Source organism: Tessaracoccus aquimaris, from assembly GCF_001997345.1.
Classification (GTDB): Bacteria; Actinomycetota; Actinomycetes; order Propionibacteriales; family Propionibacteriaceae; genus Arachnia; species Arachnia aquimaris.
In genome coordinates, this window is record NZ_CP019606.1 from 895,978 (window position 1) to 911,297 (window position 15,320).

General features: G+C 67.6%; 12 protein-coding genes. 3 read left to right on the plus strand and 9 right to left on the minus strand.

Going from position 1 to position 15,320, the window contains the following annotated elements; translation table 11 throughout:
- Positions 1-94 precede the first annotated feature (94 nt).
- A complete protein-coding gene (locus BW730_RS04220; protein ID WP_077685166.1) occupies positions 95-967 on the plus strand; it encodes a ComEA family DNA-binding protein in 873 nt (290 codons plus the stop codon).
- A complete protein-coding gene (locus tag BW730_RS04225; RefSeq protein ID WP_077685167.1) occupies positions 964-3,261 on the plus strand; it encodes a ComEC/Rec2 family competence protein in 2,298 nt (765 codons plus the stop codon). The genes BW730_RS04220 and BW730_RS04225 overlap by 4 nt, the downstream gene beginning before the upstream one ends.
- Positions 3,262-3,550: 289 nt before the next feature.
- On the opposite strand, the gene BW730_RS17995 is transcribed toward BW730_RS04225, so the two are convergent.
- From BW730_RS17995 to BW730_RS04275, 9 genes are all read right to left on the minus strand, one after another.
- Positions 3,551-6,364: a tetratricopeptide repeat protein gene (locus tag BW730_RS17995; RefSeq protein WP_158522468.1), complete on the minus strand. Its 2,814-nt coding sequence runs from the start codon at positions 6,362-6,364 to the stop codon at positions 3,551-3,553.
- A gap of 871 nt (positions 6,365-7,235) precedes the next feature.
- Entirely contained in the window at positions 7,236-7,445 is a 210-nt protein-coding gene (locus BW730_RS04240) for a hypothetical protein (RefSeq protein ID WP_077685170.1), read from the minus strand.
- Entirely contained in the window at positions 7,445-7,855 is a 411-nt protein-coding gene (locus BW730_RS04245; RefSeq protein WP_077685171.1) for a hypothetical protein, read from the minus strand. The genes BW730_RS04240 and BW730_RS04245 overlap by 1 nt, the downstream gene beginning before the upstream one ends.
- Complete coding sequence (locus tag BW730_RS04250; RefSeq protein ID WP_077685172.1) at positions 7,852-9,111, minus strand: hypothetical protein; 1,260 nt, start codon at positions 9,109-9,111, stop codon at positions 7,852-7,854. The genes BW730_RS04245 and BW730_RS04250 overlap by 4 nt, the downstream gene beginning before the upstream one ends.
- Positions 9,104-9,826, minus strand: coding sequence for an ATP-binding cassette domain-containing protein (locus BW730_RS04255; RefSeq protein ID WP_077687513.1), 723 nt, complete (start codon positions 9,824-9,826; stop codon positions 9,104-9,106). Before BW730_RS04255 ends, BW730_RS04250 begins: the two co-directional genes overlap by 8 nt.
- A 298-nt stretch (positions 9,827-10,124) precedes the next feature.
- Positions 10,125-11,114, minus strand: a complete 990-nt coding sequence (locus tag BW730_RS04260) for a Gfo/Idh/MocA family protein (RefSeq protein WP_077685173.1) — start codon at positions 11,112-11,114, stop codon at positions 10,125-10,127.
- A 46-nt stretch (positions 11,115-11,160) separates the two neighbouring features.
- Positions 11,161-13,200 (minus strand): beta-propeller domain-containing protein, encoded by a 2,040-nt coding sequence (locus BW730_RS04265; protein ID WP_077685174.1) that lies wholly within the window; start codon positions 13,198-13,200, stop codon positions 11,161-11,163.
- On the minus strand, positions 13,193-13,741 hold the full coding sequence (locus BW730_RS04270) for an RNA polymerase sigma factor (RefSeq protein ID WP_158522469.1): 549 nt from the start codon (positions 13,739-13,741) through the stop codon (positions 13,193-13,195). Before BW730_RS04270 ends, BW730_RS04265 begins: the two co-directional genes overlap by 8 nt.
- Positions 13,742-13,896: 155 nt before the next feature.
- Positions 13,897-14,235, minus strand: a complete 339-nt coding sequence (locus BW730_RS04275) for a tetratricopeptide repeat protein (protein ID WP_145952721.1) — start codon at positions 14,233-14,235, stop codon at positions 13,897-13,899.
- Positions 14,236-14,268: 33 nt separating this feature from the next.
- Here BW730_RS04275 and holA point away from each other — a divergent pair, with 33 nt between their 5' ends.
- Positions 14,269-15,303, plus strand: a complete 1,035-nt coding sequence (gene holA / locus BW730_RS04280; protein WP_226997065.1) for a DNA polymerase III subunit delta — start codon at positions 14,269-14,271, stop codon at positions 15,301-15,303.
- Positions 15,304-15,320 lie beyond the last annotated feature (17 nt).

The following is a 15,320-nucleotide window of genomic DNA, read 5'->3' on the forward strand; positions in this document are numbered from 1 at the left end:
CAGATCGGTTGCCGATCCCGCTGATGCCGTTCCTAGCCGTCCACAGGTGCCGTTCCGGGTGACAAGGACGCTTCGGCGCGGCGAAGAACGGGGCATGGAACGCTTCTCCGAGGTCGCGCGGGCGCGGTTGGCCTACATCAGCGCGGGCCAGCCGACGCTCGGTGGCGCGCGCAGGGCAGCCCGGCAGACCGAGCAGTCCGGGCCGGGCGGGCAGGGCGAGCAACCCAAGGAGGAACAGGTCGCGCAAGCCGGGCAGGCAGAGCGCGCCGACGCCGTCTCGGAGGCTGATGCTCCCGCGGCGGAAGGGGCCGCCGCCTCACGGTTCCGGCTCGGCGGAGCCCTGCCGACGGTGACCGGCAAGCACCTGATCGTGGTCGCCCTGCTGCTGGTCGCCGCCGTGGCGGTGACGCTCATCGCGCTCGGCAGGAGCGCCGCGACCGAGGTTCCGCTGTTGCCCAGCACCCCGGCGGCAACGACGCCCCCGCCCAGCGCCCAGGCCGGTCCCACGCCGAGCCCGACGCCTGCGGTGCTGCGGGTGCACGTCGCGGGGGCCGTCGCCAGCCCGGGCGTGGTGAGGGTGCGCGACGGAACCATCGTGCAGGAGGCGATCGCCGCGGCGGGCGGACTCACGGCCGACGCGGATCCGGCCGACCTGAACCTCGCGGCACCGGTTACCGACGGGATGCAGATCAGGATCGGCACGACCAGCCATCCCCTCGGCGAGGTCAACGACGGCGCCACCACTGAAGGCGCCGGATCATCGGCGACACCGGGAGGCCCGCTCGACCTGAATGCCGCGTCGCAGGCGCAACTCGAGGATCTGCCGGGCGTCGGGCCGGTGATGGCCTCGGCGATCATCGCCTGGCGCGAAGAGCACGGCAGGTTCACGGCGGTCGAGGAACTGCAGGAGATCGACGGCGTCGGCCCGAAGACGTATCAGCGGTTGGCGCCACTGGTGACGACATGAGGAACGACTGGCGCCTGCTTCCCGTCGCAGTCGCGGTGTGGGGCTCCAGCCTGATCGCCACGTCCGGGTGGGAACCGGGGGCGCAGGCGGTCTTCGCGTTGCTCGCGGGGCTGGGCCTCGTCGCCCTGCTGTGTGTCCGCGCCGGCCGCGGTTGGGCCGCTGTCGTCGTGCTGGTCGTCGTGGTGACGGCGCTGACGGCCGGGGTGCGCGTCTGGCAGCGGAACCACTCCGCCGTGGCCGAGGTGGCGGCCGACCGAGCCGCGGGCACGGCCGAGGTGCGCCTGACCTCCGAGCCGTTGCGCCGCGCAGAGGTCGTGGTCGCCTCGGCGGACCTCTTGAGCCTGCGGGCCCGTTCCCGGGAGGTAACGACGTCGGTGCCCGTGGTGCTGTTCGCAACGGGGGATGTAGGCGAGGCGCTGCTCCGCGCCGAGCCAGGGGCCGTGCATCCCGCCCGCGTCCGACTCGCGCCCGCCGAGCCGGACGACCCAGCCGCCGCGCTGCTGAGTGTCCGCGAACTCGGCGCCCGCATCGAGGCACCAGGCCCGCTCCAGGCCCTAGCCAACGCGATGCGCGCTGGGCTGCGGGAGGCTGTGTCGCATTCTCCGCCCGATCAGGCTGCGCTGGTGCCCTCACTCGTGGTCGGGGACACCTCCCGGGTCAACGACCGGATGCGCCAGGACTTCCGCGCCACCGGGCTCACCCACCTGATGGCGGTCTCCGGGGCGAACCTGTCTCTCCTGGTCGGGGTCCTGGTGCCGACGGTGCGGGTCATCGGGGTGCGCGGTTGGTGGGTGCGGGGCTGCGCCGTCGCCGGCGTGGGGTTCTTCATCCTGGTCTGCGGGCAGGAGCCCTCGGTGCTCCGGGCCGCCGCGATGGGCCTGGTCGCCCTGGCCTCCATCGGGTCGGGGCGGGGCAGGCGCAGCATCCGGGCGCTGTGCCTCGCGGTGGCCGTGCTGATCTGGCTCGACCCGTGGCTGTCGCGCTCTGTCGGCTTCGCGCTGTCGGTGGCCGCCTGCGCCGGGATCGTGCTGCTCGGCCCCCGGTTCCGCGACGCGCTGCTTCGCTGGTGCCCCCGATGGGTGGCAGAGGCGGTTGCCGTGTCGCTCGCCGCCCAGTTGGCGACCCAGCCGATCGTGACGGCGATCAGCGAGCAGGTCTCCGTCGTCGCGGTCGCGACCAACGTGCTCGCGGCCCCGTTCGTCGGGCCGACGACGGTGCTCGGCCTCCTCGCCGCGGTGCTCAGCCCGCTGGGCGCGGTCGCGACCGTTCCTGGCTGGGTCGCGGGCTGGTGCAGCCAACCCATCGTGTGGATCGCCTCGGCAGGCGCGGCACTGCCGTCGGCCACCTGGGAGTGGAGTTCGAGCCTCCTTGGCGTCGCCCTGGTGGCGCTGGCCTCTGCGGCCGTGGCCGTCGTGCTGGTACGTCTGCTCCGCTCGCCGTGGGGCGGCGTCGCCTTCGCGGTGATCCTGGTGGTCGCCAGCGCCGTCCGCCCGGTGCCGCTCGGCTGGCCGGGGGAGTGGAGTGTGGCGTTCTGCGACGTGGGGCAGGGGGACGCGACGGCGATCCGTGCCGGTCCGGACGCCGCGATGCTCGTCGATGCCGGCCCCGAGCCCGGCCCGACGCTGGCGTGCCTCGATTCGCTCGGCGTCGACCGCCTGCCCCTGCTTGTCCTCACGCACTACCACGCCGACCACGTGGGCGGCGCCGAGGAGGTGATCCGACGCTTCCGGCCCGGCCTGATCCTCGTCCGAGAGGGCCCAGTCCCGCCGTGGCTGGCCGAGGCGGCAGGGCGCGCTGGCGGACGGGTCCGTTCCGCCATCGAGGGGGAGCGGATCGCGCTGGGGGAGGCGCAGTGGGTGAGCGTCTCGGTGCCGTCCGCTCCCGTCGCGTCCGACCCCGAGGGCGAGGGGTCTGCGGAGAATGACGCGTCCGTCGTCGGGGTTGCCACCTCGGGTGGCGTCCGGGTGCTGCTGGCAGGCGACGCCGAGCCGGCTGGGCAGCGCGAGGCGCTGCGCTCGGCCCGCGCGGCAGGGCTGCCCCTGGCGGTCGACGTCCTGAAACTGCCGCACCACGGTTCGGCCAGGCAGGAGCCTCGCTTCTTCGAGGCCTCCGCCGCCCGGATGGCCGTCGCGAGCGCGGGCGAGGACAACGACTACGGCCACCCGGCGAAGGCAGCCCTCGACCTGGCGACCGGGTTGGGCATGTCTGTCGCCCGTACCGACACGCAGGGCACCATCGCGCTCGGCCGCAGAGGGGATTCGTTGACCATTGCGCCGATAGTGAGGCCCCGATGACTAGGGAAGACGCCGCGCCGCCCGCCACACCGTGCACAGCGTGACAAGAGTCCGTCGACGACCGCGATCTCCGGCCTCGAGCAGGATGACTGGGATCACACCAAGCGAGCTATGAGCCCCTGAGACGTTCGCATAGCCCCAGATGCTTTGTCCGTCGAAGAAAATGTGTGCTCTGATGACGAGGGTGGACCCGTCGGTGGGGTCGCGGGGCTTTCGAGCGTTTCAGCGCCAGATGATGCAACCCATCCACAACCACTCCAAGCAAGACTTTGTGAGATTGGCTGTGTTGTCAGTCCTCCTTGCGAAGTTCGTGGGCTCTCTTTGCCCACTTATCTGCACTCTCTTGATCTTCCAAGACGAGATAGATCTCTCCAAGGAAATCGGCGAACTCAGGCGTCATCTGACGGCCTTCGGCGGTTGCCCCCATTTTGGCCCAGTGGCGCGCCAAACTGGGACGCTCACGGCCCAAAGTACGAGCGAGGTAGAGCATGCTTTGAGGGTCTCCAGCGTTGGCGGCTCTGAGGTACCAGTCCTGGGCCTCGTCTGTGTTGCCTTGCTCTGAGGCAAGGATTCCTAGCCAGAAGTATGCCTCGCGATCAAAGCATCTGGCCGCCTCGATCCACAGGTCCTTGGCCTCTTCAAACTCATGTCGGACGTACTGTCCGAGGGCGACTGCGGTCATTGCCGTTGGTATTCCACGGTCCGCCGATGAGGCAAGCAAACGCTGCGACTCAGTGGGATCACTGTGTTGCTTGGCGATACCGAGCGCACACATAGCCTGCGGGTCTTCGAGATCTGCGGCAGCAGAGGTCCAGTGCATCCACCCCGCTTCATCCCCACGCTGAGCCGACATCTGGGCCAGCATGAGCATTGCATCTGGTTGACCCTGTTGGGCAGCACGACTCAGCCAGTCTTCGGCTTCGGTCAGGCGTCCCTCGTGGAAGTAGTAGGCACCGCGCTCAAATTGACGCTCGGGTGTTACCGTATCGTCATGCTGGGTTCGCAACTCATTCGAAGCTAGCAAGTCGCCTCGCTGCTCAAGATGATGGATTGCGCAGCGGAGAGCTTCCACGTGTCCGAACTTCGCAGCACTAACGACTAGCTCCTCGTGGGTCGCAAACTCATCGGCCGATAGGTCTTGAAGCCCTGCTATTGCGATCTTGGCTAGTGTGGCCGTGGCCAATCCTTCGCGAACGCAGAGCCGGTGCCATCGTCCACCCGGATCGAGGGCTCCGCGCCTTGTCAGAACACCGATCAGTGCGTTGGCGCACACTGCCGAACCCGCCCGAGCCCCGAGCGCCAACCAGTGCTCCGCCTCATCAGGTCGCCCCAAATCGATGAGCAGCCGAGCCGCACTCACCAGAGCCCCGAGCAGTCCATGTTCGGCTGCCTTCAGTAGCCAGGTGATCTGCTTTTCGGGCTTGTGTCTGTCTCCGAAGAGGATGCTCAGCGAGACTGGACCGTGGGCCTCCCCAGCCAAGAGGGCCTGCTTGGTCAGCTCTACAGCTTCTTGTTCTTCAAGGCCGCGAAATCTTGGTGAAAGTGCGACTTCGAAAGCTGCGGCTGGCTCACCAAGGGTAAGCGCGCGCCGCAACCATGTGAACTTTACCGAGGACTCCGGAGTGGAGCGGGCGAGAGCGAGGCATGCATGTCCCTCCAAATGGTTGGCATGCGTCAGCAAGTGCCTTGAGTCCCAGATCTGATCAGACAGTTTCTCGATGGCAGCATCAAACATTGCAAAGGTTTCTGGTGGCGTGCGAGCTCGCTCCAGGATGGCATGCACTGACCCGTGTCCTCCAATAGGATCGGTCGCCCAATCAAATGCAGGAGGGAAGAGGTGATCATGCCACAACTTGGTGGGATGCAAGAACGTGAAGGCCAACTGCATCAGTTCAAGAAGTTGTAGTTGTGATGCGCCCTCGCGGTAGATGTGGTGAGCATCGATTGCGGCAATAACTAGAGCTGCCCGCTCAGGGTGCTGCTTGTCGTGGAAACCCTGAAGGGTGCGGGCAATGAGCGCATCAACGGCCGCCAGGAGTTCTGGCAGTCGAGCGATCTTCTCGGTCGGAATCTCATGGACGACAGCTTGGAGCGCTAGATCCATTGGGAGGGATAGCGCCTCTTCTTCGTTCAACTCGGGTTCGAGGCGAATGCTTGATTCATCAAGCAACTCGAGCAAATGGAGGTTCGCGCCGAGCCGGACTCCGTCCGGGAATGTGAAGCCCTCGAGTTCGGAGCGCATATTGGCGAGCGTGCTGTCGTGAAGTGTTGCGACGACAAGAAGGCCTGCGCGGACCGCGTCCGAAAGAGCTTTTGCAGTGAGTTCGACACGAAAATCATGGCGCTGCATATCGTCTATCAAGAGAGTGATGTCCTCTGGCCGGTGGAGGCCCTCACGCCCACCGTCGGTCTCCACTGATTTCATGACGGCCGCCAGCGCGCCCTCGACCGGACGCAACTGCCACAGCAGCCTGTGCGGTACATTCCGTCGCAGAGCCTCGAGCAGGGTGCGTGTCTTGCCCGACTTAGGGGGCCCCACAATCACGACGAACGCTCCGCCGGAAGAGACGCTGAGCCGTTCATCCAGATACGCATCGACGGCCCTGGGTGCGTACTCGGGCGTCTCGCCGCCAGTCAGCCATGAGCCTTGCCGAAACCCCTCCTTGAGTCCGTCGGGGGCAGATGCATCGCCCACCAACTGGCTGACCGGCCCGCTCAACACCTCCTCAAGACGGCTCGCCTTTCGGCTGTTTGCCTCGGCAGTGCGTGGACTCGCTGCAGTAGCTCTGCGGTCTTTGGCCATCTGCCATGAGTGGTAGAGGCGGTCAACGTCATTCCACTCACCAGCATCCTCGGGGGCCCCTTGCGCCTGCGCCATCTCGTTCATCATATGGCGGGCCGCTGCTTGGAGGTACTGACTCGAAGGGGGAAAGGTGCCCCTCTTCTGCCAGTTCGCGACATGGTTGCGCTCCACCTTGGGCACCTCAGAAGCACCGAGGCGCCACGCCTGTGCCTCCAGTTTCTCGGCAAGCCCCTGAAGGCTTGGACCTTCGTGGGCTAGAAGTGCCGTCCACCACGCTGAGATGGCACTCTTCTGATCCATCGCCATTTGACCTTTCCGACAGAGCATCACATCGGCACATGCCTGCCACGCCGACCTCAGCATAAGGTACAGAACCTTCATGATCAGTTACCCACGTCCCTTGTCCAAGTGCTCTGCGAAGTGACGTGCCATCCCTGGCACCGGGCACACTCGTAGCTGCGTTGCTCCCTGCGTCGTGTGTCGGTTTGATCAAGTCTTGCGATCGTGCGTGCATTCTTGGCTTTGTGAAGCACTGCAGTCGCTTCATCATGGTCGCGAAAGCGACGCTTTTGCGATGGACACTTCGCAGGCCCCTTGCGACCCATACGCTGCAGCGACACGAAGTCTCGCCCCTCTTTCGGGATGCTGTTGTTGTTTGGCATGGCCAAGTACCTTTCTCATTTGCGCCAGCGGCGTCTTCTCGTGTCACCAAGATTCGTCTGTCACGCCACTGGGTTCGATCCCTGTGACGCGTGACATAACACCGCGATGGCTGACCGAGACGGCTCCCGGCAGAGAAGGGGCGCGATCATGATCCTGACGTTGCCTTCGCGGCCCTGCATTCGTCGCGCGAGAGCCTCCATGCACACCCGTCCGTCCCTTGCGTCAGAACGATGCCGCGACCTGGCGCAGGGTTGGGCAGTCGCCCGCCGCACCAACTTGGTGGGAACTCCGCCGCGCTCGGCTGCAGCGCTGGCGCCCTGACGGCAGGGTGATGCCGTGTTGGCCAGAGCCCCGCTTGGGCCCAGCAAGGCCTCCTGGGGGAGAGGCAGCGGAAAGCGCGGATCGCGACAGTCAGATGCATCTCTCGCTTGAGCTACCGTGGTCGCTCTGACGTCAGGTCGCCTGTGGCCTGGTCGTCAGGATCGGATCGGGGGACCGGGGCGAGCAGTCAAGCTCGGAAGTCTTCACCGGCGCGTCTGCGTCCTGGCAGGTAGCCGTGATGGCGCGGGTTCGCCACAAGCAGACCCGCACCGACCATGAACAACGCAGCGGCCACGCCCACCTGTGCGAACGTTGCAGTCTCGCGGAACAGGAACCCGTAGAGGCTCCAGTCGCTGGTGTCGGCCGGGAACACCAGTGCCAACCCGAACGCTCCCATCAGGGGAACCAGGCATACACGACGCCAAACAGTGCCGACGTCGCCATCGCGACACCGGACAACCACAGGTAGTTGCGCAGCAGGGCCCCGCCCACCTCAAGACCGCCAAGGTAGGTGCCAGCCGCGAGAATCGATCCGGACACGGTGGCCGCCAGGAGGATCGACAGGAGCCGCAACAGGTGCACGCGCGCGGAGTGACGGATGACTCGTGAGCCGGTCATGTTGTGACTGATTGCCGTCGCAAGGGCACACAGGATGGGGACGCTGAGCAGGACCCGCAGTTCGGGCTGCAGCGGGAAGGGGCCGATCTGGCTGATGGTTCCGTGGGGGAACGCGGCGGTGATGATCAGGGCCGCGAGGAGGGGCGGGTAGGTGGCCCGGAATCCCGACCCTGCCAGCAGGTAGCTCACGAGGGCTCTGTGAAGTACGGGTAGCTGCACGTGGCGAACTGGTCCCGCAGCGCAAGTGCCTCCTCGGCCGACATGGGGTCTCCGACGAGCATTGAGGTGTCTTCTGTCACCACCGACTCCCAGGTGCTGACGAGCCCTTGCAGGTCCACTCCGTAGCGCTCGGAGGGTAAGGCGTCGGTGGCCAGTTGCGCACAGTGCACGGGCTCGACGATGCCTTGCAGGATGGCGGTCACGTCGGGTGGGCCTCCCGTCAACTGCTCGTCGCCGAGTACGAAAGGGGCCGTCTCCGGGTCGGTGGGCGCCCAGGTTTGGCTCACCTCGGCGAACCGTTGCGGCAGCAGGCCCCGGTAGTCGCTGTGCTCCGTCATCTCGACGATCGCCCAGAGTGTCTCGCTGAACCCGTCGCTCACCCGGGCATGCTCCGGGTAGTAGCACACCGGTCGGGTCTGAACGGCGCCGCAGTAGGTGGGCGGTCGACCCGTGGGGACGAGCCGACTCAGGGTGGTGGCCAGGCCGAGGCCCACCGAGGCCACGACGAGCACGACCGATACCAGCATCCGGCCCCAGCCAACGTGCCGGGAACCGGTCGGCGACGCGGGGCGGAGGATCCACAACGCGACGATCAGGACGACGATGATGACGGCCTGAGCGGCGAGATAGGTCCAGTGGTACGCGTACCCGATGCGTGGAAGAGTCGCTTGGCCCATATTGAGGATCGTGATCTGGTCGCTCGGCGATCCGAAGAAGTAGATGAGCAACAGCACAGCGGAGGACGCCACGAGCCCAGCAAGGACGGGTTGGGTCAGCCGACCAACCGCCGCGCCGAGGCTGACGAACAGGACCAGCAGGAGGAGCTGAACCAGGACGGCGAGCCAAGCGAAGGGGTCCCCGACCGGAGGCAGGCTCATGATCAGGGCCGCCGCGAGCCCGACCAAGTGACCGATGCACGCCAGGCTCGCGTGCCCGATCGCGACCCCCAGGCCAGGTGACCGCCAGGGCCAGATGCCCTCCAGATGCAGGGTGCTGCGGGCCATCCGCCCGACGTCAAGGGCAGCAGCGCCGGCCACGAGAGGGCCGCAGATGACGAACCCGACCGAGAGCCAGTCGATCGTCCACACCAGGTCGCCGCGCCAAGGCGCCCCGCGCTGGGTCGTCGCGAAGACGGCAGCGGCCACGGAGCAGGCGGAGACAAGGCCCAGTCCACGCAGGGCGGAGAGTCGGACCAGGAACAGCCACGACAGGAGGGCGCTACGCATCGACGCCGCTGTCGACCACGCGTGAGAAGGCCAGATCGACCGATTCGGCGGTCACGTCCGTCCGGCCCGCGATCTGGACGAGCCCGGCCAGGTCCCCGTCGAACACGAGCCTGCCGCCGCTCAACACGGACACCGACTCCGCAACCGCCGCGACATCCTCGCTGAGATGGGTCGAGACGATCACGACGTGGGTGCGGCCGAGGACTTTGAGGAGCCTGCGTAGCTCGCCGCGCTGGATGGGATCCAGACCCACCGTCGGCTCATCCAGGACGAGGATCCTCGAGCCACCGATCAAGGCCTGTGCGACGCCAAGGCGACGGAGCATGCCTCCGGACAGCGCACCAACCTTCGAGCGCGCCTTCGATGTGAGATCCACGGACTCGAGGGCGCGCCCGACATCGGCCCTCCCGAGTGGTCGACGCCGCGTCGACCGGCACCAGGCCACGAAGCGCAGGTAGTCGGTTGCCGTCAGTTGCTTCGGCGCGGTGAAGTCCTGCGGAAGGTAACCGGGGGAGGGCTCGTGACCTTCCTCGTCGGTCACGGTTCCCCCACCACTCTCGGCACCCACGATCCGGCGCATGAGCGTCGACTTGCCTGCCCCGTTCGCGCCGAGCAGGGCGGTGACACCTTGCGTGAATGTTGTCGAGACGGGACCGAGCGTGAAGGCCGGATAGGCCCTGGTCACATCGACCAGAGACACGGATGGTCGCGTCACCAGGAGTCTGACCTCGAGTTCGACCAACCCGAGCGGATGTTAGCGAGGGCCAGGAAGATCACGGTGATGGCGGCACCCGTGATGGAACGCCGCGTCGGGTTCGTCGGATCATGGGCAGATCCAAGCAGCCTAACCACCCCTTGGCAAGGACCTATCCCACGAGAAGTACCTTTTGGGTATCAATCGACCGGTCTGATTGACAGCCGCGCAGCCCGAAGGCATCATCTCGCTCATCTCCCTCTGCCGCACGGGGGCCGGTCCGCCGACCTGTCCGATCTCCGGCTTCGGGGGTCGCGGCCTACTCGCGCGGCTGTAGCCCCGCGGCCACGTACATGGCGTCGATGGCGTGCATCATCTTCACCGCGTCCGCGGCGTCGGTGATCACCGGAAGGCCCTCGCGGACCGCCGCGACGAAGATGTCCAACTGGCAGTCGTAGCTGGTCGGACGCTCCGGGACCTCGATCTCGGTCGCGCCGTCCGCGTCGGTGTACAGCGTCAGGGAGTTGCCCTCCTGCGGCTTCACGAAGCCCTCCACCTTCAGCACGCCCTCGGTGCCGACGATGGTTGCTGACTGGCACTCCACGTCCTCGAGCAGCGAACTCGACACCGTCGAGGTGACGCCGCTGGGGAAGCGAAGCTCCGCGGTCAGGGCCTCGTCGATCCGGTCGTCGGTGGAGGGGCGGTACGTCGCGGAGACGACCTCCGGCTCCTCGCCGACGATGCTGCGCACGAAGTGCAGGCTGTAGCAGCCCAGGTCCATCGTCGCGCCGCCAGCCAGGTCGTAGATGTAGCGGATGTTGCTGCGGTCAGGCAGATTGACGTCGAACGTGGCGCTCACGTCGACCAGGTCGCCGACCTTGCCGTCCCGGACCAGCGCGATCGCCTCGGACATCAGCGCGTGGTAGCGGTAGTGGAAGGCCTCCATCACCACCAGGCCGCTGCCGGCGACGTGCGCCGCGACCTCCTCAGCCTCGGTGCCGTTCGAGGCGAAGGGCTTCTCCACCAGCACGTGCTTACCCGCGTCGACGGCGGCCTTCGTCCAGCGGCCGTGCTCCGAGTTGGGCAGCGGGATGTAGATCGCGTCGATGTCGTCAGCGGCCAGCAGTGACTCGTAGCTGTCCTCGACCCGCCCGATGCCGTGCTCGGCCGCGAACGCCTCCGCGCGGGAACGATCGCGCGCCGCGACGGCGACCAGTTCCACGTCGGGGTTCAGCGCGGCGGGCGCGATGAGGGACGACGGGGTGATGCCTGCGGCACCCAGGATGCCGAAACGAAGTGGGCTGGACATGGCTCTCCTTTGAGTTTGATGGCTCGCAGGAAGTCTAGGGGGTCGGTCAGCGGCCGAACTCGCGGCCCGTCACCTCGTCGAGCGAATCCGCAGAGTAGACGTCGATCCCGGCACCCGTGACGACGTACAGGAACTCCCCGATACTCAGTCCGCGCGCGCCGCCCTGCCGGTCGACCGGAGGCTGGTGGACGTCGAGCTTGTCGAGGAGGGCGAACTCCTTGCCGTCGTAGCGGTACATCACGTAGCGATGGGTCTGCCTCCCCTTCGCGTCCATCGTGGTGGCGTCGAACCCGATCAGCCCCCGCGCGACGTCGACGAAGACCGCCTTGTGGTTGCGCAGCGCCTCCGCGTCGTCGAACGGGACCCGGATGGTGGTCGCTTCGGTGACGTCGTACGGGTCGGAGGTGTCGAACATCGTGAGCTTCATGCCCCTGACGATGCCGTCCTCGCCGGCGTCCATCCCGAGGCCGAGCAGGCGGGTTTCCGACCACGGATGCAGGTAGGTGCTGAAGCCCGGGATCTTCAGGGCGCTCATCACCATGGGGTGCTGCGGGTCGGAGAGGTCGATGGCGAACAGCGGGTCGACCTGGCGGAACGACACAACGTAGCCGACGGGCCCGTCGAAGCGCACCGACTGGATCGACTCGTCGACCGCAAGCCGGGAGAGCGACCCGACGATCTTCAGCGAGGAATCGAGGACGAACAGGCCGGGGTAGCTGCCCCAGCCCCCGCCTGCGGTGCTGCCGTTCATGGTGACGGCGATCCGGAGGTGCCCCTCGTAGGAGTCGAGCGCGAACTGGTTGAGCACCGCGCCGGGGACCGAGCCCTCGGCCGTGGCCTCGAGCGAGCCCTTGTCGGTGGCGACCCGGACGAGGTGGGTCGTCTGGTCGACCCTCTGCAGCCCGATCGCCTGGTCCAGATCGGCGGGGACCGCGTCGAAGCCCTCGTAGGTGGCGCCAGCGAGGTAGAGCGCGTCGGTTCCCATGTAGACGGCGTCCGAGCCGCCGAGCACGCTCTGCGTGTCGATGCGGCCGCCCGAGGCGAGGTCGATGCTGCTCAGCACCGAATAGCGGGGTCCCGTCGGGCCAGGCATCAACCAGCAGTCGGTTGCCTTGACCGGCGCGGCGTCGTCGCCGCTCCACACCTGCGGCACGAAGGTCGCGGGATCCTCCGCGTCGACGGCGTTGGGGTCGGCGAGCGTGTAGTCGGTGACCAGGTAGACGATGCCGTCGGAGAGCCGCGAGGTGACGTAGGCGCCGCTCTGCCCGAGGCTGCTCACGAACCGCGGGCGGGTCGGGTCGGACACGTCGTACTGCAGCGCCCTTGTCTGGGTGGCGTCGTAGGGGACATAGGCGAACGGCTCGCTCGGCGGCAACTCGGACAGCCGCGGGGTGTACTCCGTGACGAGGGCGATAAGCGTGGTGCCATGCAGCATCAGATCGACGACGGGGCCCTGCACGGCGCCCTCGGTGGCGCCTGTCTCGGAGGCGGTGGTGTCGATCCGGGCGACCTGGGTTGTGTCGGCCCCGTCGGCACTGACCAGGACCACGTCACCGCCCGAGGCGGTGAAGATGGTCCTGCCGTCGCTCTTGACGATGTCGCCCTCGTCGATGCCCGCGACCTGCGCGTTGGTCCGCCAGGTGCCCTCGGCCGAGTAGCCGCCCTGCGGCGAGGATCCCGACTCGGAGGCGGCGCCGTCGGCCGGGGCGGCGACGGGCAGCGGCCCGCCGACGTCGGTCCACTGGCCGCTGTCCCGGGCCGCAGTCAGGGATCGCTCGATGGCGGCGAACACGGGCGCATAGTCGGACGCGTCGCGGATCTGCACCTTCGAGGGGATCGGCGCGGCGCTCGGCAGCAGCGACGGGGGATCGGAGTGGTCGCTCTCGCGCCGGGTCAGGCCCGCCCCGACGGCGACCCCTGCGACCATCGCGACGGCCGCGGCGCCCGCCACCCAGGCCCAGCGGCGACGCGGGCGGGGCGCGACCGCTTCGGCCTGCTCGGCGTCGAGTTGCGCCGACAGCGCGGCCCGCACCTCGGGCGACGGGCGCAGTTGGTCCTTGATCTCGCGAAAGATGTCGTCATTCATCGAACAGCCCTCCCAGCAGTTGGTCGCGCAGTCGCGCCCTGCCGCGGGAGAGGCGCACCCGGACGGCGCCCTGCTCCACCCCCAGCAGTTCCGCGATCCGCGCGACGCTCAGATCCTCGAAGTAGAACAGGTACACGACACTGCGCAGCGTCTCGGGAAGCGCCCGGATCGCCCGGAACAGCACGTTCTGCTCGTCGGTGGCCAGCGTGAAGCCGTCCGGCTCGGCATCGACGTGCTCAGGGGTCAGCGGCACGACGCGGGTCCGCCACGAGCTGAGCCGGATCCGGCGGGCGCAGTTCAGCGCCGTCGTGATCAGCCAGGCCTTGCGGTGCTGCTCGCCGTTGAACTCGACCTGACGCCGGTGGTAGGTCAGGAAGACCTCCTGGTAGGCGTCGTCCGCGTCACCCCTGCACTCGGTGTGGGTGACGGCGATGCCGTAGACGAGCGACTCGTAGCGCTGCACGACCTCGTGCGTGCCGCCGGGCAGCAGGGCATCCGAGTCCCGGTGCCCGCCGTCGGCGGGGTGTGCCGCTGAGCCCACGATCGCCCCCTGTCCGCATCGACGTCGGTGTCTCTTCACCTGTAACTCCCTGCGGGTGCGCAAAAGGTTACAGACGTCTTTCCTGCGGGCGCGCGAAAGGGCCGACCTCGGGGCGGGTGCCCGGAGATCGGCCCTCTAGTGGCTACAGCGACTGGCTACAGCGACTGCGGCGTCAGGTGCGAGTCGTCGCCCGTCAGCGCGGCGAGCCTGCGACGCAGCCCGACGGCCTCGTCTGCCCTGTTCTGGCGCTCGAGCGAGCGGACGAGCAGCAGCGTGACGAACTCGTTGGTCGGGTCCTGCTCGAGGATCGTGCGGGCCTCTGCCTCTGCAGGCCGCAGGGATGCGCGGTGGTAGTGCGCCCGCGCCAGGTACTCGCGCACGTTCAGGTTGCGGGGGTCCTCCTCGAGGACTGCCGAGAACCGCTCGATCGCGGTCTTGTAGTCGCGCTCGTCGAAGGCCTGAATGCCCATGTTGTAGGTCAGCAGGGTGGTCACCAGCGGCTCCTTTCGTCTCGTCCGTCTGGTGAAATGTTCAACTATCTCCTGGTGGGGATTATTCCCGGCTGGCTGAGCGTCGGTGGGCACTGGCAAGCTTGGCCCATGTCATCGTTCGGCAGCACGCTCCTGGTCACCGGTCCTGAGGCCTTCCTCGCGCAGCGTGCGGTCGCCCGGACCAGGGCGGCCGCGCTCAAGGAGCGCCCCGAGGCCGACGTCAACGAGATCACCGCCGCCGAACTCGAGGACACCATGCTGTCCGAGGTCGTCGGCGGCTCCCTGTTCTCCAGCGACATCGTCGCCGTCATCGACGACGTCGGCGCCTGCCCGCCGGGCGTCGTCGACCAGTTGGTCGCGGTCGCGAAGAACCCGGGCGATGAACTCTGCCTGATCCTCGTCCACCACGGCGGCAACAAGGGCAAGGGGCTGATCGACAAGCTCAAGAAGGCCAAGGTGCCGACCGAGCCGGTCGCTGCGTTCAAGGCGTGGGAGTTGCCGAAGTTCGTGGCTGAGGAGGCCAAGCGCAACAAGATCCGGATCTCGCAGGACGCGGCGGGCGAACTCGTCTCGGCCGTCGGCAACGACCTGCGGGCGCTCGCCTCGGCGGTGGCGCAACTCGCCTCCGACTCCGACGGCGGAGAGATCGACGCTGGACTGATCAAGCGCTACTTCGCGGGACGGGCAGAGGTGACGTCCTTCGCGGTGGCCGACGCCGTGCTTGCGGGCAACGCGAACGTCGCGATGGAGCGGCTCAGGTGGGCGCTGTCGACGGGGGCCGCCCCGGTGTTGGTGACCAGCGCGATGGCGGGCGCGTTCCGGGGGATGGGCAAGTACATCGACGCGCAGGGCTCGCGGATGAACAGCAACGACCTCGCGCGGCAGTTGGGTCTTCCGCCGTGGAAGATGAAGGACTACGCCCGCACGTCGCGCCTCTGGGGCCCCGGCTCGGTGGCTGGGGCGATCCAGTTGATCGCCGTCGGCGACGCGGAGGTCAAGGGTGCGGCGACCGACCCGGCCTTCGCGCTGGAGCGGATGGTGCTCGGGGTCCTCGCGCTGGCCCGACCCTGAGTGTCAATCCCGGTCGA